We start from the raw sequence: 21,010 nt of genomic DNA on the forward strand, positions 1-21,010 counted from the left end.
GGGAGCGCCTCACCGGTCCTCCAGGCGGTAGCCCGCGCCGCGCACGGTCGTGATGAGCTCCTGGCCCAGCTTGCGGCGCAGGGCGCTGACGTACACCTCCACGATGTTCGGATCGCCCTCGTACGCGAAGTCCCAGACGTGCTCCAGGATCTCCGCCTTCGACACCACCTCGCCCGGCCGGGTCGCGAGCTGCTCCAGCACCGCGAACTCTTTCGCCGTCAGGCTCACCTCGGTGCCGTCCAGCCGTACGCGGCGGCTCGCGGTGTCCACGGTGAGCGGGCCGGCCCGCAGCACGGGCGACGCGGTGCGACCGCGCCGCCGGAGCAGGGCCTTCACGCGGGCCACGAGGACGACGTACGAGAACGGCTTGGTCAGGTAGTCGTCGGCGCCGGTGTCCAGCCCCTCGGCCTCGTCGTACTCGCCGTCCTTGGCGGTCAGCATCAGGACCGGCATGTCGTGCCCGGCGGCGCGCAGGGCCGCGCAGACGCGGTAGCCGTTCATGCCCGGGAGCATGATGTCGAGGACGACGAGGTCGTACGAACCGGTGCCGGCGCGGTGCAGCCCTTCGAGTCCGTCGTGCACGACGTCGACGGCGAACCCTTCGGCGCGGAGCCCGGCGGCGAGGGACAGGGCGAGCCGCTTCTCGTCCTCCACGATCAACAGGCGCATGGGTTCAGGGTCGCAAACGGAAGCTGAAGAGACCTTCAGGCGCCTTCAGGCTGCGTTCAGCCGCCGGGGCGCAGGGTGTTCTCCGTACCGCAGGAACCAACCCACCAACGGGAGGCCACTCCATGAAGCGCAACCTGATCGTCGCGACCGTCACCGCGGCGGCCCTGCTGACGGGCGGCACGGCGGCGGCGTTCGCCGCGTCGGCGGACGAGGAGGCCCCGGCGCAGGCGCGGCACAGCGCGCCGAAGGTCACCGCCGAGCAGGCCCTGAAGTCGGTCGCGGGCCACGGGACGGTGGTCTCGCTGGACCTGGACGACGACGGCGCCACGACGTGGGACGTCGAGGTGCTGACGAAGGACGGCAAGGTCCAGGAGTGGACGGTCGACGCGACGACCGCGAAGGCCACCCAGGACCAGGACGACCACCAGGACCAGGACGACGACCAGGACCAGGGCCAGGACGACTGACGGAGCCCTTGGCCGGGGCTCCGTCGCGCTGCGAGCCCTGGCCTACTGGCCCGTCAGACCCGCCACCAGCTCGTCGGCCGCCGCGTACGGGTCGAGGTCGCCCGTCACGATGCGCTCCGCGAGAGCGGAGAGGCGGCGGTCGCCGTGCAGGTCGCCGATGCGTTCGCGCAGGGCCGTGACGGCGATGGTCTCGACCTCGTGCGCCGCCCGTGCCCGGCGGCGCTCGGCGAGGACGCCCCGCTCCTCCATCCAGGCGCGGTGCTTCTCCAGCGCCTCGACGACCTCGTCGACGCCCTCGCCCCGGGCCGCCACCGTCTTGACGATCGGCGGGCGCCAGTCCCCGGGCCCGCGGGACTCGCCGAGCCCCAGCATGTGGTTCAGCTCGCGGGCCGTGGCGTCGGCGCCGTCGCGGTCGGCCTTGTTGACGACGTACACGTCACCGATCTCCAGGATCCCGGCCTTCGCCGCCTGGATCCCGTCGCCCATCCCGGGGGCGAGCAGGACGACCGAGGTGTCCGCCTGGGAGGCGATCTCGACCTCCGACTGGCCCACGCCCACGGTCTCCACCAGCACCACGTCGCACCCGGCCGCGTCCAGCACGCGGATCGCCTGCGGCGCGGCCCACGCGAGCCCGCCGAGGTGCCCGCGGGTGGCCATGGAGCGGATGTAGACGCCCGGGTCCGACGCGTGCTCGGACATCCGCACCCGGTCGCCGAGGAGCGCGCCGCCGCTGAAGGGCGAGGACGGGTCGACGGCGAGGACGCCGACCCGCTTCCCGGCCCGCCGGTACGCGCTGACCAGCGCCGACGTCGAGGTCGACTTGCCGACGCCGGGCGAGCCGGTCAGGCCGACGACGTACGCCCGGCCCGTCAGCGGGGCCAGTGCCGCCATCACCTCACGGAGCTGCGGGGACGCCCCCTCCACGAGCGAGATCAGCCGGGCCACGGCACGCGGCCGGCCCTCCCGTGCCTGGGCGACCAGTGCGGGGACGTCCACCATCACTTACACAACTCCCTTACTTGCCGTTGCCGGGGACGCGCAGGATCAGCGCGTCGCCCTGACCGCCGCCACCGCACAGCGCCGCCGCGCCGATCCCGCCGCCGCGCCGCTTGAGCTCCAGCGCCAGGTGGAGGGCGAGACGGGCACCGGACATGCCGATGGGGTGCCCGAGGGCGATCGCGCCGCCGTTGACGTTCACCTTTTCGGGCGTAACTCCGAGGTCCTTCATTGACTGGACGGCGACCGCCGCGAACGCCTCGTTGATCTCGATCAGGTCCAGGTCGGAGACCTCCAGGCCCTCCTTCTTCAGGGCGTGGGCGATGGCGTTGGACGGCTGGGACTGGAGCGAATTGTCCGGTCCGGCCACATTGCCGTGGGCGCCGATCTCGGCGATCCACTCGAGGCCCAGCTCCTCGGCCTTGGCCTTGCTCATCACGACGACGGCGGCGGCGCCGTCGGAGATCTGCGAGGAGGACCCGGCCGTGATCGTGCCGTCCTTGGCGAAGGCGGGGCGCAGCTTGCCGAGCGACTCGACCGTGGTCTCGGCGCGGATGCCCTCGTCCTTGGAGAAGATCACCGGGTCGCCCTTGCGCTGCGGGATCTCGACGGGGGTGATCTCCGCCTCGAAGACGCCGTTCTTCTGCGCGGCCGCGGCGCGCTGGTGGGAGAGGGCGGCGATCTCGTCCTGGGCCTCGCGGGCGATGCCGAGCCGCGCGTTGTGCTTCTCGGTGGACTCGCCCATGGCGATGCCCTCGAAGGAGTCGGTGAGGCCGTCGTACGCCATGGCGTCGAGCATCTCGATCGCGCCGTATTTGAAGCCCTCGCGGGACTTGGGCAGCAGGTGCGGCGCGTTGGTCATGGACTCCTGGCCGCCGGCGACGATCACGTCGAACTCGCCGGCGCGGATCAGCTGGTCGGCGAGCGCGATGGCGTCGAGCCCGGAGAGGCACACCTTGTTGATGGTGAGCGCCGGGACGTTCATCGGGATGCCGGCCTTGACGGCGGCCTGCCGGGCGGGGATCTGGCCGGCGCCGGCCTGGAGCACCTGCCCCATGATCACGTACTGCACCTGGTCGCCGCCGATGCCGGCACGGTCCAGCGCGGCCTTGATGGCGAAGCCGCCGAGGTCCGCGCCCGAGAAGGACTTCAGGGAGCCGAGCAGGCGGCCCATGGGCGTGCGTGCGCCCGCGACGATGACTGAGGTGGTACCGGTCGTTCCAGACATGAGGCACGATCCCCTTCCAGCACGGCGGCTGAGGAGTGAACGAGGGTTTACTGCCAATGTACTGAGCGGTACGGGCCCGGTCATCGGGCAGTCGGTGTGATCGCGCGCACGTTGCGTAACCACCTCCCTCGGCGCTCCACTGGTCCCATGCTGACGCGAATCGACCACATCGGGATCGCCTGTTTCGACCTCGACAAGACCGTCGAGTTCTACCGTGCCACGTACGGGTTCGAGGTCTTCCACACCGAGGTCAACGAAGAGCAGGGCGTACGTGAGGCCATGCTCAAGATCAACGAGACGTCCGACGGCGGCGCCTCCTACCTCCAGCTGCTGGAGCCGACCCGCGAGGACTCGGCCGTGGGGAAGTGGCTGGCCAAGAACGGCGAGGGCGTCCACCACATCGCCTTCGGGACGGCGGACGTGGACGGCGACGCCGCGGCGATCCGGGAGAAGGGGGTGCGGGTGCTGTACGACGAGCCCCGCATCGGCTCCATGGGGTCGCGGATCACGTTCCTGCACCCCAAGGACTGCCACGGGGTCCTGACCGAACTCGTGACGTCCGCTGACCGGTCCTCAACGGAGCACTGACCTCCGGATTCCCGGCCCGGTAGAGTGGGCGGCTCCGGGCCGGGGACGGACCGGGGCCGCGCCGCGTCCCCGACAGTGGTCTGACACCATTCCCCGGGGGGCCGTTCGCCGGCGAACGGTGCTCGTACAAGAGAGTTGCGACCAGGGGACGGATGGGACCGCGCAGTGCGGGGCTACGAACGCCAGGAGAGCCACCGGGCTGACGACCACCTTTCGCGGTTCGAAGCCGAGATGGACCGGCTGAAGACCGAGCGGGAGAAGGCCGTCCAGCACGCCGAGGACCTCGGTTACCAGGTCGAGGTCTTGCGCGCCAAGCTCCACGAGGCGCGCCGCACCATCGCCACCCGGCCCGCCTACGACAGCGCGGACATCGGCTACCAGGCCGAGCAGCTGCTGCGCAACGCCCAGATCCAGGCGGAGCAGTTGCGTTCGGACGCCGAGCGCGAACTGCGCGAGGCGCGCGCCCAGACGCAGCGGATCCTCCAGGAGCACGCCGAGCACCAGGCCCGGCTCCAGGCGGAGTTGCACGCGGAGGCGGTGCAGCGGCGCCAGCAGCTGGACCAGGAGCTCGCGGAGCGCCGCCAGACCGTCGAGGCGCACGTCAACGAGAACGTGGCGTGGGCCGAGCAGCTGCGCGCCCGCACCGAGGCGCAGGCCCGCCGCCTGCTGGAGGAGTCCCGCGCGGAGGCCGAGCAGTCGCTGGCAGCCGCCCGCGCCGAGGCGACCCGTCTCGCGGAGGAGGCCCGGCAGCGGCTCAGCTCCCAGACGGAGACCGCCCGCGCCGAGGCCGAAGCGATCCTGCTGCGCGCCCGCAAGGACGCCGAGCGGCTGCTGAACGCCGCCTCCACGCAGGCCGCGGAGGCCACCAGCCACGCCGAGCAGCTGCGCAGCGCCACGACCGCCGAGTCGGAGCAGGCCCGCCAGCAGGCGACCGAGCTGAGCCGGGCGGCCGAGCAGCGGCTCCAGGAGGCCGACGAGCGGCTGCGCGAGGCCCGCGCCGAGGCGGACAAGGTCGTCACGGAGGCGCGGGAGGCGGCGGCCAGGCGGCTGTCGACCGCCGAGTCGGAGACCGAGCAGCGGACGCGTACGGCGAAGGCGGAGATCGCCCGGCTGGTCGCGGAGGCGACGAAGGAGTCCGAGGCGCTCAAGGCGGAGGCCGAGCAGGCGCTCGCCGACGCGCGCGCGGCGGCCGAGAAGCTCGTCGCGGAGGCCGCCGAGAAGGCGCGGACGAAGGCGGCCGAGGACTCGGCGGCGCAGCTCGCCAAGGCGGCGCGTACCGCCGAGGAGGTCCTGTCCAAGGCATCCGAGGACGCGAGCGAGACCACCCGCAAGGCGTCCGAGGAGGCCGAGCGGATCCGCCGCGAGGCCGAGGCCGAGGCGGACCGGCTGCGGGCCCAGGCGCACGACACGGCCGAGCAGCTCAAGGGCGCGGCGAAGGACGACACCGCGGAGTACCGCGCCAAGACGGTCGAGCTCCAGGAGGAGGCGCGCCGGCTGCGCGGCGAGGCCGAGCAGCTGCGGGCCGACGCCATCGCCGAGGGCGAGCGGATCCGCGGCGAGGCGCGGCGCGAGGCCGTCCAGCAGATCGAGGAGGCGGCGAAGACCGCCGAGGAGCTGCTGACCAAGGCGAAGGCGGACGCGGACGAGCTGCGCACGGCGGCGGCCGCCGAGACCGAGCGGCTGCGCGCGGAGGCGATCGAGCGGGCGGCGGGCCTGCGCAAGCAGGCCGAGGAGACGCTGGAGCGCACCCGCGAGGAGGCCGACCAGCTGCGCGGCGAGGCCGAGGAGCAGGCCGAGTCGGTGCGGGCCGCGGCCGAGGAGGCAGCCGCCGCGCTGCGCGAGGAGACCGAGCGGGGCATCGCGGCCCGGCAGGCGGAGGCGGCCGAGGAGCTGTCCCGGCTGCACGCGGAGGCGGAGGCGCGCCTCACGGCCGCCGAGCAGGCGCTGACCGACGCGCGGGCGGACGCCGAGCGGCTGCGCCGGGAGGCCGCCGAGGAGACGGAGCGGCAGCGCGCGGAGGCCGCCGAGCGGATCCGTACGCTCCAGGCGCAGGCCGAGCAGGAGGCCGAGCGGCTGCGTACGGAGGCGGCGTCGGACGCGTCGGCCGCCCGCGCGGAGGCGGAGAACGCCGCGGTGCTGCTGCGTTCCGAGGCCGCCGCGGAGGCGGAGCGGCTCAAGAGCGAGGCGCAGGAGTCGGCGGACCGGGTCCGTGCCGAGGCGCAGGCCGCGGCCGAGCGGGTCACGGCGGAGGCCGCCGAGGAGCTGGCCGCCGCGCAGGAGGAGGCGAACCGGCGCCGCCGCGAGGCGGAGGAGACGCTCGGTTCGGCGCGCGCGGAGGCCGACCAGGAGCGGCAGCGGGCCCGCGAGCAGAGCGAGGAGCTGCTGGCGTCGGCGCGCAAGCGCGTCGAGGAGGCGCAGACCGAGGCGCAGCGGCTGGTGGAGGAGGCGGATCGGCGGGCCACCGAGATGGTCGCCGCCGCCGAGCAGACCGCGCAGCAGGTGCGGGACTCGGTCGCCGGGCTCCAGGAGCAGGCCGAGGAGGAGATCGCCGGGCTGCGGTCGGCCGCCGAGCACGCGGCGGAGCGCACCCGCACCGAGGCGCAGGAGGAGGCGGACCGGGTCCGCGCCGACGCGTACGCGGAGCGGGAGCGGGCCGCCGAGGACGCGGCGCAGCTGCGCGCCCGTACGCAGGAGGAGACGGACGCCGCCAAGGCGCTGGCCGAGCGGACGATGGCGGACGCCATCACCGAGTCGGAGCGGCTGAAGAAGGACACCGCGGAGTACGCCCAGCGGGTGCGGACGGAGGCGTCCGACTCGCTCGCGTCGGCCGAGCAGGACGCGGCCCGGACGCGCGCGGAGGCCCGCGAGGACGCCAACCGCATCCGGTCGGAGGCCGCCACGCAGGCGGACCGGCTGGTGAGCGAGGCGACGAGCGAGGCCGAGCGGATGACGGCGGAGGCGGCCGAGCTGCTGACGACCGCCGAGCAGGACGCGGCGCGGCTGCGCACCGAGGCCGAGCAGGTCAAGGCGGAGGGCGAGGCGCAGGCCGAGGCGCTGCGCGCCGCCGCCCGCGCGGACGGCGAGCAGGTCCTCGACGAGGCCCGCAAGGCCGCCGACAAGCGGCGCGCCGACGCGGCCGCCCAGGCGGACCAGCTCATCGGCGAGGCCACCGCGGAGGCGGAGCGCATCGGCGCGGAGACGGCCGAGCGCGCCGAACGGCTGGTCGCGGAGGCGACGGCGGAGGCGGAGCGGCTGGTCGCGGAGGCCACGGCGGCGTCCGAGCGGCTGCGTGCCGACGCGGAGCGCGAGGCCGAGCGCGTACGCGACGAGGCGACCGGCGAGGCGGAGCGGCTGCGTGCCGAGGCGGCCGAGACGGTGGGTTCGGCGCAGCAGGCGGCCGAGCGCATGCGGGCGGAGGCCGAGCGGCACCGCGCGGAGTCGGAGGCGGCCGCCGAGCGGATGCGCGCCGAGGCGCGGGCCGAGGCCGACCGGGTGGTCGACGAGGCGCGCGAGGCGGCGGCGAAGCGCCGCGCGGACGCGGCCGAGCAGGCGGACCAGCTCGTCGCGAAGGCCCAGGAGGAGGCGCTGCGCGCCACCGCCGAGGCCGAGGCGCAGGCCGACACGATGGTGGGCGTGGCGCGCAAGGAGGCCGAGCGGATCGTCTCCGCGGCGACCGTGGAGGGCAACACCCTCGTGGAGAAGGCCCGGACGGACGCGGACGAGCTGCTGCGCGAGGCGCGCGGCGACGCCACGGCCATAAGGGAGCGCACGGAGGAGCTGCGTTCCCGGACCGAGTCGGAGATCGAGGAGCTGCACGAACGGGCCCGCCGGGAGGCCGCCGAACAGATGAAGTCGGCGGGCGAACGGGTGGACAAACTGGTCAAGGCGGCCACCGAGCAGCGCGCCGAGGCAGAGGAGAAGGCCAAGCAGCTGCTGTCCGACGCCAATTCGGAGGCCGCGAAGGTCCGTATCTCCGCGGTGAAGAAGGCCGAGGGGCTGCTCAAGGAGGCCGAGCAGAAGAAGGCCGAGCTCACCCGTCAGGCCGAAAAGATCAAGGCGGACGCGGAGCGCGAGGCCGAGAAGATGATCTCGGAAGGGAAGCGGGAACTGGAGGTTCTGGTGCGCAGGCGCGAGGACATTCAGGCGGAGATTTCGCGCGTTCAGGACGTATTGGAGGCACTGGAGTCGTTCGAAGCGCCGTCAGGGGGTACGAAGGACAGCGGAGCCAAGGCGGGTGCGGCGGCCGGGGTTACCCGTTCGAGTAGCAAGTCATCCGACGGTTAAGCCACTCAAAAGGCTGGACATTCTGTAGTTTGAACGGGCATCCGCTCGAAGACACGCCGCATCGGCCCCTAGGATTCCCCCTAACACCTCACCGGTCTCATTCGACAGGAACCCCATGAGCGACACTTCCTCCCCCTTCGGCTTCGAGCTCGTGCGGCGTGGTTACGACCGCGGTCAGGTGGACGACCGCATTACCAAGCTCGTCGCCGACCGAGACAGTGCTCTGGCCCGTATCACCTCTCTGGAAAAGCGCATCGAGGAACTCCACCTCGAGACCCAGAACGCCCAGGCCCAGGTCAGCGACGCGGAGCCGTCGTACGCCGGGCTCGGTGCCCGTGTCGAGAAGATCCTCCGTCTGGCCGAGGAGGAGGCGAAGGACCTGCGTGAGGAGGCCCGTCGCGCCGCCGAGCAGCACCGCGAGCTGGCCGAGGCGGCCGCGCAGCAGGTGCGCAACGACGCCGAGGCGTTCGCCGCCGAGCGCAAGTCGAAGGCCGAGGACGAGGGCGTCCGGATCGTCGAGAAGGCCCAGAGCGAGGCGAACACACTGCGCGCCGAGGCGCAGAAGGACGCGCAGTCCAAGCGCGAGGAGGCGGACGCCCTCTTCGAGGAGACCCGCGCGAAGGCCGCGCAGGCCGCCGCCGACTTCGAGACGAACCTCGCCAAGCGGCGCGAGCAGTCCGAGCGCGACCTGGCCGCCCGTCAGGCCAAGGCGGAGAAGCGCCTCGCCGAGATCGAGCACCGGGCGGAGCAGCTGCGCCTGGAGGCGGAGAAGCTGCGTACGGACGCGGAGCGCCGGGCCCGCCAGACGGTGGAGACCGCGCAGCGCCAGGCCGAGGACATCGTGGCCGACGCGAACGCCAAGGCGGACCGCATCCGCAGCGAATCGGAGCGCGAGCTGGCGGCGCTGACGAACCGTCGCGACTCCATCAACGCCCAGCTGACCAACGTCCGCGAGATGCTGGCCACGCTGACCGGCGCGGCGGTGGCCGCGGCGGGTTCCCCGGTCGACGACGAGCCGGTCTCGCGCGGCGTCCCGGCGCAGCAGGCCCGCTGATCCCTGAGCACACTGCTCCACTCGGCCCCCCGACTTTCCGGCGCGTACCGGTGGCGGGGGGCTTCGTGCGCTCGTAGCGTGGTCGGATGATCGAGCTCGAGGGGCTGACGAAACGGTTCGGTACGAAGACGGCGGTCGACCATCTCTCCTTCCGGGTGCGCCCCGGCGTGGTGACGGGCTTCCTCGGGCCGAATGGCGCCGGCAAGTCGACCACCATGCGGATGATGCTCGGTCTGGACCATCCGACCAGTGGTACGGTCCGGATCGACGGCAAGCACTACCGGGACCTGGACGAGCCGCTGAAGCACATCGGCGCGCTGCTGGAGTCGAGGGCCATGCACGGCGGGCGCAGCGCGTACAACAACCTCCTGTGCCTGGCCCAGTCCAACCGCATTCCGGAGCGCCGGGTGGGCGAAGTTCTCGATCTTGTGGGACTCACCGCCGTGGCCAAGAAGAAACCGAAAGGTTTCTCGATGGGAATGGGCCAACGGCTGGGAATCGCCGCTGCACTGCTGGGTGATCCACAAGTTCTCCTCTTCGACGAACCCGTCAATGGTCTGGACCCCGAGGGAATTCACTGGATCCGCAATCTGATGAAGACGCTGGCCGCCGAAGGGCGGACGATCTTCGTTTCGAGCCATCTGATGAGTGAAATGGCGCTGACCGCCGACCACTTGATCGTGATCGGGCAGGGCAAGCTGCTCGCCGACACGTCGATGGCGGAGTTCATCCACCAGAACTCCAGGAGTTATGTCCGGGTGCGCTCCCCGCGGCGCGCGGAGCTCCGCGACGCCCTGTTGGGCGCCGGGCTGACGGCGACCGAGACGGCCGGCGGCACGCTGGAGGTCGACGGCACGACGACGGAGGAGATCGGCGAGCTGGCGGCCCGGCACGGGATCACGCTGCACGAGCTGAGCGCGCAGCGGGCCTCGCTCGAAGAGGCGTTCATGCGGATGACGGCGGCGGCGGTGGAGTACCACGCGCACGCCGCGGACGCCCCCCAGTGGGCCCCCGAGGAAGGTCTGACGACATGACATCCGTCCCCGCGGTCCTGCGCTCCGAATGGACCAAGATCCGTACGGTCTCGTCGACGGTCTGGACGCTGGCGAGCGCGCTCGTCGTGACGGTCGCGCTGGGCGCGGCGCTCAGCGCGCTGGTCAAGGCGACCTTCGACGACATGCCGCCCATCGAGCAGGCGACGTTCGACCCGACCGTGGTGAGCTTCTCCGGCATGCTGCTGGGCCAGCTGGCGATGGTGGTGTTCGGGGTCCTGGTCGTCGGCACCGAGTACAGCACCGGCATGATCCGCACCTCGCTGGCGGCCGTCCCCCGGCGCGGCACGTTCCTCTTCGGCAAGATCGCGGTGGCGGGCGTGCTCGCGCTGGCCGTCGGCCTGCTGACGAGCTTCCTCTCCTTCTTCCTGGGCCAGGCCCTGCTGGGCGAGCACCGCACGAGCATCGGTGAGGAGAACGTCCTGCGCGCCGTGGTCGGCGGCGGCCTCTACATGGGCCTGATGGCGGTGTTCTCGATGGGCGTGGCGGCGATGCTGCGCTCGACGGTGCTGTCGCTGGGCATCCTGGTGCCGTTCTTCTTCCTCATCTCCCAGATCCTGTCGGCCGTGCCGAAGGCGAAGGAGGTGGCGGAGTACTTCCCCGACCAGGCGGGCTCCACGATCATGCAGGTGGTGCCGGGCGCGATGGGCAGCGATCCGGCGCCGTACGGCCCGTGGGGCGGGCTCGGCATCATGCTGCTGTGGGTGGCGGCGGCGCTGGCCGGCGGGTACGCGGTGCTGAAGCGGCGGGACGCGTAAGGGGGTACGGCCCCGGGGGGCGTGCGGCGGCGCGGGTCGGTGCGGTGCGCCGCCGCACGAGGAGGATCAGAGCGTGGTGCGGCTGACGCTGACGAGCTCGCACGTGCCGCCGCTGCCGTCGCCGTCCTTGGCCCAGTAGGGGGCGGCGATGTCGGTCTTCTCGAGCTTGCCGGGCTGGACCCACGGGATCATGGAGTCCCGGGTGCCCAGGTCGTTGCGCTCCGGGTCGGTGAAGCGGACCTGGAACTTGTAGGTGTACTGCTCCGAGGTGCTGGTGTTGTGCGCGCTGACCCGCGCCACGATGCCGCGGCTCGGGTCGTAGTAGCACTCGGTGATGGAGACGCCCTTGTCGTCGTCGGCCTTGCCCTCGCTGCCGCCGCCGCTGCTGCCGCTCGTCGAGGTGCCACCGGTGGTGATGGTGACATCGGTGTCGCCGTTGCCGGAGCCGGACGTCGATCCCGAGGTGGAGCCGGTGGAACCGTCGTAACCGCCACCGCTGGTGCTGCTGCTGCCGCCGTCGCTGCTGCTGCTACTGCTGCTACTGCTGCCGCCGCAGGAGCCGCCGTGCGAGCCGCGCGCGCCGGTCAGGGTGACGAGGACGATGCCGAAGACGGCGACCGCGCGGACATGACGAAGCTTCACGTTCAACCCCCGTTGAAAGTGTGAGTGCGGGAAGGGCGCCCGTTCTTGACGAGCGCACGTCACCCTAGCAGCGATCACGGAGGGGCCCGGCGCGGGCGAGGAGCGGGCGCGCCGCGCGCAATAGTCCACATGGGGCTCCCGATCGTCCACGGCGCCCGCCCTAGCATCGTGACCGAGCCGGCCGCGCGGCCCCGGTACGTACCGCACCCCCTCACGAGCTCTCGCATCCCCATCCCCCATGGACGGAGTTCCCATGCGCAGGACGAGCGCACGGTACAAGCTGGCCGGCGCGGCCACCGCGGTCGCGGCCGCCGTGGCCCTCACCGGCACCACCGCCTGGAGCAGCGGAGCGGCCGAGCCGGCCGCCGCCGGACAGGACCCCACCACGGCGGCGGCCGCCGCCCCCATCGGCTTCGGCGCCGGGACGACGGGCGGCGCGGGCGGCGCCACCGTCGAGGTGTCCAACGCCTCCGCCTTCATCGCCGCCGTACAGCGGACGGACCCGGTGACGGTACGGGTCAACGGCACCATCTCGCTGAGCTCCATGACGAAGGTCGCGTCCAACAAGACGGTCGTCGGCGTGGGCACCGCGGGCCGGATCACCGGCAGTGGCCTCAACGTCAGCGGCGTCTCCAACGTCATCATCCAGAACCTGACCTTCACCGGCTCCAACGACGACGCGATCAACGTCCAGGAGTCGACGAAGGTCTGGATCGACCACAACGACGTCTCCGGCGCGTACGACGGCGGCATCGACATCAAGCGCGCCTCCGACTACGTCACCGTGTCGTGGAACCGTACGCACCACCAGAACAAGAACATGCTGCTCGGCCACTCCGACAGCAACGGCAGCCAGGACAGCGGCAAGCTGCGGGTGACGTACGTCCACAACTGGTTCGACGGGACGACGCAGCGCAACCCGCGCGTCCGGTTCGGCAACCCGGTGCACGTGCTGAACAACTACTTCAGCAACATCGGCGACTACGGCGTGGCCTCCACCGAGAACGCGGGCGTGCTCGTCGAGGCCAACTACTTCGAGAACACCGAGGACCCGTTCCACCTCGGTGAGGGCGACTCCGACCCCGGCGCCCTGGCGGCGAAGAACAACCACTTCGTCAACTCGGGCACCGGGCAGACCGGCGGCACCGTGAAGGCGATCCCGTACGGCTACACGGCCGACAGCGCGTCGAGCGTGAAGTCGATCGTCATGGCGGGCGCGGGCGTCGGCAAGATCTGACGCCGCCGCCGACCCCCGCCGGCCCGTGACGGCCCTTGCCGGGGCCCGGACCCCCCACTATCGTCCGGGCCCTGGCAGGCACGCCCCCTCCCGGACGAGCGAGGTGCCCATGGTGGAACGCGCGGCGGAGCGTCCCACCCTGGGGCTGGTCACGGCCAACATCCACCTGGGCGTCGGCGCCACCCTGTGGTCCGGGGTCCTCGCGGCGGCGGAGCGCAACGACGCCAACCTGGTGTGCCTGCCCGGCGGCCCGTTGCGGCCGGGCGGCTCGCCGCGCAACGCCCTGTACGCGCTGATCGACGAGCTGATCGACACGGCCCGGCTGGACGGTCTCATCTGCTGGACCTCCACCCTCGGCCTGCCGGCCGGGGGCGAGGAGGCCGCACGCTTCGCCGACCGGCTGGCCGGGCTCCCGGTCGTCAGTCTCAACCAGGGCCTCGCGGGCCACGAGACGCTGCTGCTCGACAGCCACGCGGGCATGCGGGAGGCCGTCGGGCACCTCGTCGAGACGCACGGCCACCGCCGGATCGCCTGCATCCGCGGTCCGCTGACCCACCCGGTCTCCCTCGACCGGTACCGCGCGTACACCCACGCCATGGCCCGGCACCGCATCCCCGTGGACCGGTCCCTGGTGGCCGCGGCCGCCGACTTCGGCGGGGGCTCGGGGGGCTCCGCGCTGCGCGTGCTGCTCGACGTGCGCGGGCTGCGGCCCGGCCGGGACTTCGACGCGATCGTGGCGTGCAGCGACGTGCTGGCCGCCGACGCGCTGCGCAGCCTGACCGAGCGGGGCGTACGGGTGCCCGGGGACGTGGCGGTCACCGGCTTCAACGACTCCCCCGAAGCGCGGTTGTCCGACCCGCCCCTGACCTCGGTGGCCCTGCCCTTCGCCGAACTGGGCGCCCTCGCCGTCGACACCCTGATGGCCCGGTTGCGCTCCACCCGGCCGCCCACCCGCAGTGTGGTGCCGGGCACCCTGGTGACGCGCCGCTCGTGCGGCTGCCACTCGCCGCTGGTGGCGCAGGGGGTGCCGGCGGCGCCGGGGGCGGCTGCCGCCGGGCGGGGCGATCCGTTCGCCGGGGTGCCCGTGGCCTCCGGGGAGCTGGCCGCCGCCTTCCACGCGGAGATGCGCCTGGATACGGCCGGCGTCGGCTTCCTGTCCCTGCTGGAGGACCTGATCGGCGCTGAGGTGCGTACCCCCGACGACGCCTCGGCGTGGGACTCCGCCCTGCTGCGGGCCCGCGACCTCGCCGTCCCGGCCCTGCCGCCCGCCGTCCGGGCGCGCGGCGAGCGGCTGTTCGGGCAGGCGCGGCTGATGGTCGCCGACAAGTCGCGGCGGCTGCTGGAGTACGAGCGGTGGGCGAAGGAGCAGGAGGCGCGGCGGCTGCGGGAACTGGGCACCGCCCTCACCACGGCCGTCGACACGGAAGCCCTGGCCGACGCGCTGAGCCGGCACCTGCCCGACATGGGCATCCCGTCCTGCCGCCTGGTGCTGTACGGGGACGAGCCCGGCGCCGCCCTCCTCCCGCCGCCCGGTCCCCGCTTCACCGTGGTCGCCGAGCCGTTGCACATCGGCGACGAGCAGCTGGGCCACGTCCTGTTCGACGCGGGCGGCGGCGGCGCGTACGCCGGCGGCCCGGGTGCGGCACGGCGCGGGCCGCTGTACCGGGCGCTGGGCGACCAGATCAGCGCGGCGCTCCAAGGCATCCGGCTCTTCGACGAGGTACGGCGGGCCAGGGACGCCGCCGAGCGGGCGAACCGGCTCAAGACGCGGCTGCTCGACAACGCGACGGACGAGCTGCGCACCCCGGTGGAAACGATCCTGCGCCACACGGGTGCGGGCGTGCGGGCCGGTGACGGTCACGGCCCGGCCGCCGCCGCTGCTGCTGCTGCCCTGCGCACGGCGCACGCGGATGCGGCCCGCCTGCTGCGCCTCATCGACGACCTGCTGGACCTGTCCCGTTCCGAGATCGACGCGCTCGACCTGTCCCGGCGGCTGCTCGATCCGCGCCCGCTGCTCACCGAGGCCTGCGGCGCGGCGGCCGGGGACCGCCGGGTGCGCTTACGTCTGCCGCGCCGGCTTCCCGCGATCTGTGCCGACGGGCCGCGGCTGGGCCAGATCCTGCGCAACCTGCTGGCGGCCGCCGCCGCGCTCGGAGGGACCGGAGGTCCGCTGACGCTCGCCGCCCGCGTACGCCCGCCCCACCTGGTGGTCCGGATCACGGGCCCGGGCCTGGCCGTGCCGGACGGCGACGCCGAGCGCCTCTTCGAGCCGTTCGCCTCCGACGCCCCCGGGACCCGGCTGAGCCTCGCGGTCGCGCGCCGCCTCGCCGTGCTGCACGGCGGCAGCGTCACCGTGTGCCGCGCGCCCGGCCGCCGCGGGCTCCGCCTGGAGCTGCCGCTGCCGACTCCGGCGGACGCCTCGGGCCGGCCCGCCTCCGGTCCGCCGTCCGCGCCCGACGGCGGCGGCACCCTGCTGGTCGCCGGAGCCGGGCCGCCGCCCCGCGAGGTCACCGAGATCGCGCGGCGCCTCGGGCTCGCGGCCCGGCAGCTGCCCGCCGACGAGGACCTCGACTCGCTGCTGGCCCGTCGGCCCCCGTCGGCCATCGCCTGGGACGTCGCCCGCGCCCGCCCGCCCGAGTGGGCCCCGGTGCAGCGGCTGCACGACCATCCGGCGTGCCGGCATGTGCCGTTCCTGCTGTACGGACCCGTCCAGGGGCGTGACCTGGCCGAGGCGTTACGGGGCCTGCGCCCGTCCGGTCCGGCCGAGCCGGTCCTCGTCGCCGGCGGCCACGCGGCGGACCGGGACCGGCTGCGGCGGCTGCTGGCCGGCGCCCTGCCGGGCCGTACGGTCCGGACCGCCGCGGACGGCACGGCGGCCACGGCACTCGTGGCGGAGGAGCTGCCGTGCCTGCTGGTCGTGGACCGGGAGCTGCCGGACATGGACGGCTTCGCCGTCGTGGAGCGCGTGTACGAGACGGCTGCGGGCCGCCCGCACCCGCCGGTCGTCCCGGTGCTGATGCTCAGCGGCCACGGCTTCACCCCCGACGACGTACGCCGGGCGGAGCCATACCCGGCGCTGGTGCTGCTGGGCCGGGACATCCTCACCGACGACGAGCTCACCGCGCTGCTGACCACCATGACGGCGCGGACCGACCCGGCGGCCCTGCGCTCCCACGCCCCGGTCCGCCACGCGCTCGCGCACATCGAGCAGCACTACCGCAGGCCGCTGTCCCGCCGGCAGATCGCCGAGCGGGCGGGCGTGAGCGAGAACCACCTCGGCCGGCTCTTCCACCGCGAACTGGGCCTGACGCTCTGGGACTACCTCACCCGCCTGCGCGTCCGGCGCGCGAAGGAGCGACTGCGGCAGAGCGACGACAGCGTGCAGGCGGTGGCACGCGCGGTCGGCTTCCACGACCGCGCGTACTTCAGCCGCGTGTTCCGCAAGGTGACCGGAGTGGCCCCGCACGTCTACCGGGAGGCCTCCTGAGACCCCGCCCCGTCCGGTCAGCCGAGCTTGGCTACCTGCGCCTCGATGACGGCGGTGGGCAGCGGGAAGTCCTTGCCCTGCGAGCTGATGAGGTTGAACGAGGAGAAGGAGCCGATCACGGCGCCCTTGCGCACGGCGGCGACCTTGTACGTCAACTTCTCGCCGTCCTGCTCGACGGCGACATCCCAGGCGACGGCCTCGTCGCCACCGGCGGCCTTGAGCTCGGTGACCTTGGCCACCTTCAGCTGCTCGCCCTTCCAGGTGGTGGTGAACCCCCCGGCGCAGTCGGCCGCCGACGTGCGCAGGGCGGCGACGTTCTCCTCGGCGCCCTTGCCGTCGTACGAGCCGAGGACGACCTGCGTGGCCGTCAGGTTGAACGCCGCCATGACGTCGCCCGCCTCGACCGCCTTCTTGTTCTTCTCGGGCTTCTCGCTCACCCGCCGCGCCTCGGCGGTCCCGACGGGCTGCCCCTGCGCGACGCCGGCCGCCGCGCGGGCGACGGGGAGGCACTCCGGCTTGTCGGCCTGGATCTCGGCGGCCGTGAGCGTCTCCGCGGCCGTCGGCTTCTTCACCTCGTGCAGCTCCACGTCCCCCTCGGCGAGCGCGAGCTTCTCCAACTCCGCGGAGGACGGCGCCTTGACGCCGGCACCCTCGCCGCCGGGAGCCTCGGCGGAGGCGGACGCCTTCCCCTTGTCGCCCTTCTGGCCCGCGTCCCCGCCCTTCTCGGCCGATCCGCTGCAGGCGGTGCCCAGCACGGCCAGGGAGACCGCGGCGGCGGCGACGGCGGTACGGCGGACGAGGGTGCTTCGCATGACGCTACTTTCGCTGGGTGGGGGTGCCGCTTGTCGCGACTGCGTCAACACTAGGCGTTCGTGAATCTCTCGTGATCATGTGTGCACGACCTGGAACGCCCCCGTGACGCCAGCGTGATCACGCCCGCCCGCGCGGCCCGTCGAACCACCCCGCCGCCACGGCTCCCAGGAAGCCGCTCACGGCTTCGGCACTCACGGCGATCAGACGCGCGGGCACCTTGCTGTCCCGGAGCCGTACGGTCCCGTCGGGAGCGGTGGCGAGGCAGACGCAGTTCGAACCGTCACCGCTATAGGAGGACTTCCGCCATTGGTACGCGTGCACGTGCGACTTCCTCTCAGATCTCTCGGACCAGCCGATGAATGAAGTCCCGCGTCTCAGCCGGCTTGAGGCTCGCCCGCTCCATGCGGTCGAGGACGGAGCGGAACTTGATGAGCTGAGCCTCCGCATCGACGAACTCGCACCCGAAGTGGGTATCGACCTGCACTGTGTCGAGCTTCTGCACAGGACCGTACGCATAGTCGATGGACTGCCCTGTGCCCGGGAAGGCATCACTCCCGAACGGAAGCACCCTGACCGTGACGTTGTCGCGCTCACTCATATCGATGATGTGCTGGAGCTGCGCGCGAGCAACCCTCGGACCGCCGAATCCCATCCGTAGCGCGGCTTCGTGAATGAGCGCGGTGTACGGGATGGGCGGGTCCCGGTGGAGGACAGCCTGGCGCTTGATGCGATGGGACAGGCGGTGTTCCGCCTCGTACGGCAACAGCGGTGGGACGACCTCGCTGAACAGCGCCCGCGCATGGTCGGTCGTCTGGAGGAGCGCCGGAATGTGGATGACCAGGGCGACACGCAACTCGGCGGCATGGTGTTCAAGTTCGGCCAGATCGACCAACGGAGCAGGAAGATGCTCTCGATATTCGTCCCACCACCCGCGGGTCCGGCCGCCGGTCATGCCGCACAGTGCCCCTATCAACGTCTCGTCAGTACACGCGTAGGCACGCGCGAAGGCGCGTACGCGTTCGGCGCTCACCGCGTAGCGGCCCGACTCGATGCTGCTGATACGAGCCTGGGTGACGCCGAGCAGCTCCGCCGCGCCGGTTGACGTCAGTCCGGCCTGTTCACGCAGTTTGCGCAGCTCTACGCCCAGCCGCTGCTGGCGGAGCGTGGGGGTGGTGCTGGGCGCCACGGTTCTCCGTTCTCCTCACACATCCGTACCGATGTGTCACCCACAGGTGGGGAGTTGAGATAGTTCTCAGCGAATCGCTAGTAGGTATATCGGCGACTGCCCTACGGTGTGACTCAAGCCACTCAACTGGCCCGACCTGCACAGCGGAAGCGCACCGCGTCCCGCGGCAAGGCCACCGCGCGGTCCCGTCGTCGAGTGATCCAACCCCACCTCCCCACAGGAGACTTCCGTGGACACCGTATCCCCGCATGCCCCGTGGTCGTACCTCCTCCAGATTCCCCACAACCCCCGCGCACCACGCGTGGCCCGGATGACCCTGCGGGCGGTGCTCGCCGGTCACGGCATGGACGAACTCGCGGATACCGCCGAGCTCGTGGCGTGCGAACTGGTCACGAACGCGTACCGCCACTCCGACGGCCCGGCGACGCTGCGGCTGCGGCGCATGGAGGAGGGGTGGCTGCGGATCAGCGTGTGGGACACCAACCCCCACATCCCCGCACCCTTCGACCGGCCTCCGGGCATGCGACAGCCCGCCCCCGCTCCGTCAGACGCGGACAGCGGGCGCGGGCTGTGGCTGGTGCATACGTACGCGGACAACTGGGGCGGTTATCCGCTGGGGGACGACCTGTTCGGCCGGAACGGCAAGCTGTTGTGGTGCGAGTTGGCGCCGAGGGCTCAGCCCAGCTTGACGAGCTGCGCGTCGACGACGGCCTGGGGCAGCACCGGGGCGGTGAAGTAGCCGAGGGCGCCGCCCTTGCGGGCGACCACCAGCTTCCCCGTGCCCTTGTCGGTGGTGATGCCGAAAGCCATCGTCTGCTCGGCCCCCTGGGGAGCGAGCTCCCGGTCCACCTTGGTGACCCGCTGCCTCTCGCCCTTGACGCTGACGTCGAACCCCTTAGCGCACGCTTCGACGGCGTCGCTCAGCTCGGTCATCGCCTGCTGAGCCCCATCCTTCTCGTACGCACCGAGGGTCACGGTCGTAGCCGCCCCCTTGCCATCGACCACCTGCCGGGTCACGGTCTCCTCCGCCTTCCCGACGACCGCGCCGACGAGGGCGAACGCCACGGGGGCACACCGCTCCTCGGCCGCCACGTCCTCCCGCCGGGGCACCGCCCCATCGCCGGGCACCTTGACGGTGAACCCGGCGACGTCCGCCCCGGACAGGGCGGCGGCCTTGAGCCCGCCGGCGGCGGTGGCGGCGGGGCTGGGCTCGGGGGGCACCTTCAGCCCGTGGTCGGAGGTGCCGCCGCCTGCGACCACAGTGCAGCCGCTCGCCAGAGTCATGCTCACGCACGACAGCGCCACCAAGACGCCGCGCACAGACGTGATCTTCACTCAATGCACCTCAATGTAGTCGCCACGCGGCCGGCCGAACGGGAATCACTGCCCCGCCGCAGCGGCTTGCCCCCAGCGGCGACGGGCCTCATCCCTGGCGGCTGCAAGAAACTGCTTTGGCGGCTGGTAGCCGTGGTCAGTGATGTAATGCAGGATCAAATTGGGGGCCACATAGAGTTCACCGGCATCAGAAACCACCCGGATCTCGGCACTTCCCAGTCGGTACCTGCTGGCGAAACGCGGAGACTCGCCGTATTGCTCGAGCATTTCACTACAGAGCGTGCAGTAGTGATAGCCACGGCTCTTCTTCTGCTTCAGTGAGCCAATATCCGACAAAATCTCCAGATCCTCACTGGACACCTCACCGGAGGCAAAATCGTAGCCGCCTTCCAGCCATCCGACGGTGAGATCTTCCGGCTCCGCATGGAACTCGAAGTCGTACGTTGCAAAGTCGGGGTAATAGGTCACGGTCTGCCTTCATCGAAAAACAGGGTGGTCGGCACTTGGATGTGGTCCGGCGCGATATCGCCAGGCCCGAAAGATTTCACAACGTCCGGCTAGGCCGCACCGCTCTCCGCCCTGATGCCGACACTGTCATCCAACCTCTTTCGATGCGGCACGTAGAGGTGAAGGTGGTGCCCTGCGGAACCATGAAGCTACCGGCGTTCCTGCCAAAGGTCCCATGACCGGAGAACACAGTCTCTCCATCCGCACGGCGCCCGGCGGTCACACGGGACCCTTGTCCTCGACGGAGCGTTCTTTGGCCTTCATCAGGCACTGATCGCATTGGTCATCTGATTGGCCGCCCTAATGACGTCGGGGACTCCGTGCAGCTCGAGGATCGGTTTCGCGTCGAGGATGAGGCTGCCAGGCCCACAAGTCACCCCGGTGAAGCAGCTGTCGACGCCGTCCCAGCCGACGAACTCCTTCAATGCCGCCCAGCCGACGCTCATGAGGATGTCGGAAACTGACGTGTTCAGCTGCTGGCCGGCCCACGCCTCCTCCGACATGGAGACCGGTGCGATCGCGATGCGGGGCCCTGTGTGCGCTTCACACCGAAGGGGTCGGTCTGGTTGCACCGCACGCGTTGCCGGCCGCCAGCGCCACGTCAATGTGCGCCGTGCCGTTCTGGTCGGCCACTTGCGAGAGGGCTAGGCGCCCGTACCGAACACGTGCCGCAGAGCCGTCGGGGCGCCCGGCTGGGCGTAGCACCG

19 protein-coding genes are annotated in these 21,010 nt (G+C 72.1%); 9 read left to right on the forward strand and 10 right to left on the reverse strand.

What is annotated here, in order from left to right:
- Window positions 1-9: 9 nt before the first annotated feature.
- The gene (locus ABZX67_RS13860; RefSeq protein ID WP_355358774.1) at window positions 10-669 is read right to left on the reverse strand and encodes a response regulator transcription factor; all 660 of its coding nucleotides are present in this window, start codon (window positions 667-669) and stop codon (window positions 10-12) included.
- A gap of 122 nt (window positions 670-791) precedes the next feature.
- Here ABZX67_RS13860 and ABZX67_RS13865 point away from each other — a divergent pair, with 122 nt between their 5' ends.
- Window positions 792-1,136, forward strand: coding sequence for a PepSY domain-containing protein (locus ABZX67_RS13865; RefSeq protein ID WP_355358777.1), 345 nt, complete (start codon window positions 792-794; stop codon window positions 1,134-1,136).
- Between the two features lie 42 nt (window positions 1,137-1,178).
- On the opposite strand, the gene meaB is transcribed toward ABZX67_RS13865, so the two are convergent.
- Both meaB and ABZX67_RS13875 read right to left on the reverse strand, forming a co-directional pair.
- Window positions 1,179-2,135 (reverse strand): methylmalonyl Co-A mutase-associated GTPase MeaB, encoded by a 957-nt coding sequence (meaB, locus tag ABZX67_RS13870; RefSeq protein WP_355358780.1) that lies wholly within the window; start codon window positions 2,133-2,135, stop codon window positions 1,179-1,181.
- A gap of 16 nt (window positions 2,136-2,151) precedes the next feature.
- The gene (locus ABZX67_RS13875; RefSeq protein ID WP_355358783.1) at window positions 2,152-3,360 is read right to left on the reverse strand and encodes an acetyl-CoA C-acetyltransferase; all 1,209 of its coding nucleotides are present in this window, start codon (window positions 3,358-3,360) and stop codon (window positions 2,152-2,154) included.
- A gap of 147 nt (window positions 3,361-3,507) precedes the next feature.
- Here ABZX67_RS13875 and mce point away from each other — a divergent pair, with 147 nt between their 5' ends.
- The 5 genes from mce to ABZX67_RS13900 all read left to right on the forward strand — a co-directional run bounded on the left by mce (window position 3,508) and on the right by ABZX67_RS13900 (window position 11,096).
- The gene (mce, locus tag ABZX67_RS13880; RefSeq protein ID WP_355358786.1) at window positions 3,508-3,948 is read left to right on the forward strand and encodes a methylmalonyl-CoA epimerase; all 441 of its coding nucleotides are present in this window, start codon (window positions 3,508-3,510) and stop codon (window positions 3,946-3,948) included.
- Window positions 3,949-4,113: 165 nt separating this feature from the next.
- Window positions 4,114-8,232 (forward strand): polarized growth protein Scy, encoded by a 4,119-nt coding sequence (scy, locus tag ABZX67_RS13885; protein ID WP_355358789.1) that lies wholly within the window; start codon window positions 4,114-4,116, stop codon window positions 8,230-8,232.
- 115 nt (window positions 8,233-8,347) lie between these two features.
- Window positions 8,348-9,286 carry a cellulose-binding protein gene (locus tag ABZX67_RS13890; protein ID WP_355358792.1) on the forward strand — a complete coding sequence of 313 codons (939 nt, stop codon included), beginning with the start codon at window positions 8,348-8,350 and terminating at the stop codon, window positions 9,284-9,286.
- Window positions 9,287-9,372: 86 nt separating this feature from the next.
- Window positions 9,373-10,320: an ABC transporter ATP-binding protein gene (locus tag ABZX67_RS13895; RefSeq protein WP_355358795.1), complete on the forward strand. Its 948-nt coding sequence runs from the start codon at window positions 9,373-9,375 to the stop codon at window positions 10,318-10,320.
- Window positions 10,317-11,096, forward strand: coding sequence for an ABC transporter permease (locus ABZX67_RS13900; RefSeq protein WP_355358798.1), 780 nt, complete (start codon window positions 10,317-10,319; stop codon window positions 11,094-11,096). The genes ABZX67_RS13895 and ABZX67_RS13900 overlap by 4 nt, the downstream gene beginning before the upstream one ends.
- A 66-nt stretch (window positions 11,097-11,162) precedes the next feature.
- On the opposite strand, the gene ABZX67_RS13905 is transcribed toward ABZX67_RS13900, so the two are convergent.
- Window positions 11,163-11,738 (reverse strand): hypothetical protein, encoded by a 576-nt coding sequence (locus tag ABZX67_RS13905; protein WP_355358801.1) that lies wholly within the window; start codon window positions 11,736-11,738, stop codon window positions 11,163-11,165.
- A gap of 253 nt (window positions 11,739-11,991) precedes the next feature.
- Between ABZX67_RS13905 and ABZX67_RS13910 the strand changes: the two genes are divergently transcribed.
- Window positions 11,992-12,975 (forward strand): right-handed parallel beta-helix repeat-containing protein, encoded by a 984-nt coding sequence (locus ABZX67_RS13910; protein ID WP_355358804.1) that lies wholly within the window; start codon window positions 11,992-11,994, stop codon window positions 12,973-12,975.
- A gap of 109 nt (window positions 12,976-13,084) precedes the next feature.
- Complete coding sequence (locus ABZX67_RS13915; RefSeq protein ID WP_355358807.1) at window positions 13,085-16,462, forward strand: substrate-binding domain-containing protein; 3,378 nt, start codon at window positions 13,085-13,087, stop codon at window positions 16,460-16,462.
- A 17-nt stretch (window positions 16,463-16,479) separates the two neighbouring features.
- Here ABZX67_RS13915 and ABZX67_RS13920 read toward each other — a convergent pair whose 3' ends face one another.
- From ABZX67_RS13920 to ABZX67_RS13930, 3 genes are all read right to left on the reverse strand, one after another.
- Window positions 16,480-17,274, reverse strand: a complete 795-nt coding sequence (locus ABZX67_RS13920; protein ID WP_355358810.1) for a hypothetical protein — start codon at window positions 17,272-17,274, stop codon at window positions 16,480-16,482.
- Between the two features lie 118 nt (window positions 17,275-17,392).
- Window positions 17,393-17,596 carry a DUF397 domain-containing protein gene (locus ABZX67_RS13925; protein ID WP_355358813.1) on the reverse strand — a complete coding sequence of 68 codons (204 nt, stop codon included), beginning with the start codon at window positions 17,594-17,596 and terminating at the stop codon, window positions 17,393-17,395.
- A 13-nt stretch (window positions 17,597-17,609) separates the two neighbouring features.
- On the reverse strand, window positions 17,610-18,461 hold the full coding sequence (locus tag ABZX67_RS13930; protein WP_355358816.1) for a helix-turn-helix transcriptional regulator: 852 nt from the start codon (window positions 18,459-18,461) through the stop codon (window positions 17,610-17,612).
- Window positions 18,462-18,690: 229 nt separating this feature from the next.
- On the opposite strand from ABZX67_RS13930, the gene ABZX67_RS13935 reads away from it, so the two are divergent.
- Window positions 18,691-19,200 (forward strand): ATP-binding protein, encoded by a 510-nt coding sequence (locus ABZX67_RS13935; RefSeq protein ID WP_355358819.1) that lies wholly within the window; start codon window positions 18,691-18,693, stop codon window positions 19,198-19,200.
- Here ABZX67_RS13935 and ABZX67_RS13940 read toward each other — a convergent pair.
- The 3 genes from ABZX67_RS13940 to ABZX67_RS13950 all read right to left on the reverse strand — a co-directional run bounded on the left by ABZX67_RS13940 (window position 19,137) and on the right by ABZX67_RS13950 (window position 20,806).
- Window positions 19,137-19,796: a hypothetical protein gene (locus tag ABZX67_RS13940; protein WP_355358822.1), complete on the reverse strand. Its 660-nt coding sequence runs from the start codon at window positions 19,794-19,796 to the stop codon at window positions 19,137-19,139. The two genes, ABZX67_RS13935 and ABZX67_RS13940, sit on opposite strands and share 64 nt — an antisense overlap.
- A 45-nt stretch (window positions 19,797-19,841) precedes the next feature.
- On the reverse strand, window positions 19,842-20,264 hold the full coding sequence (locus ABZX67_RS13945; RefSeq protein ID WP_355358825.1) for a hypothetical protein: 423 nt from the start codon (window positions 20,262-20,264) through the stop codon (window positions 19,842-19,844).
- A 302-nt stretch (window positions 20,265-20,566) separates the two neighbouring features.
- Window positions 20,567-20,806, reverse strand: coding sequence for a hypothetical protein (locus tag ABZX67_RS13950; RefSeq protein WP_355358828.1), 240 nt, complete (start codon window positions 20,804-20,806; stop codon window positions 20,567-20,569).
- Window positions 20,807-21,010 lie beyond the last annotated feature (204 nt).

This window comes from Streptomyces sp. NPDC003036, from assembly GCF_040611175.1.
In the GTDB taxonomy this organism is placed as follows: Bacteria; Actinomycetota; Actinomycetes; order Streptomycetales; family Streptomycetaceae; genus Streptomyces.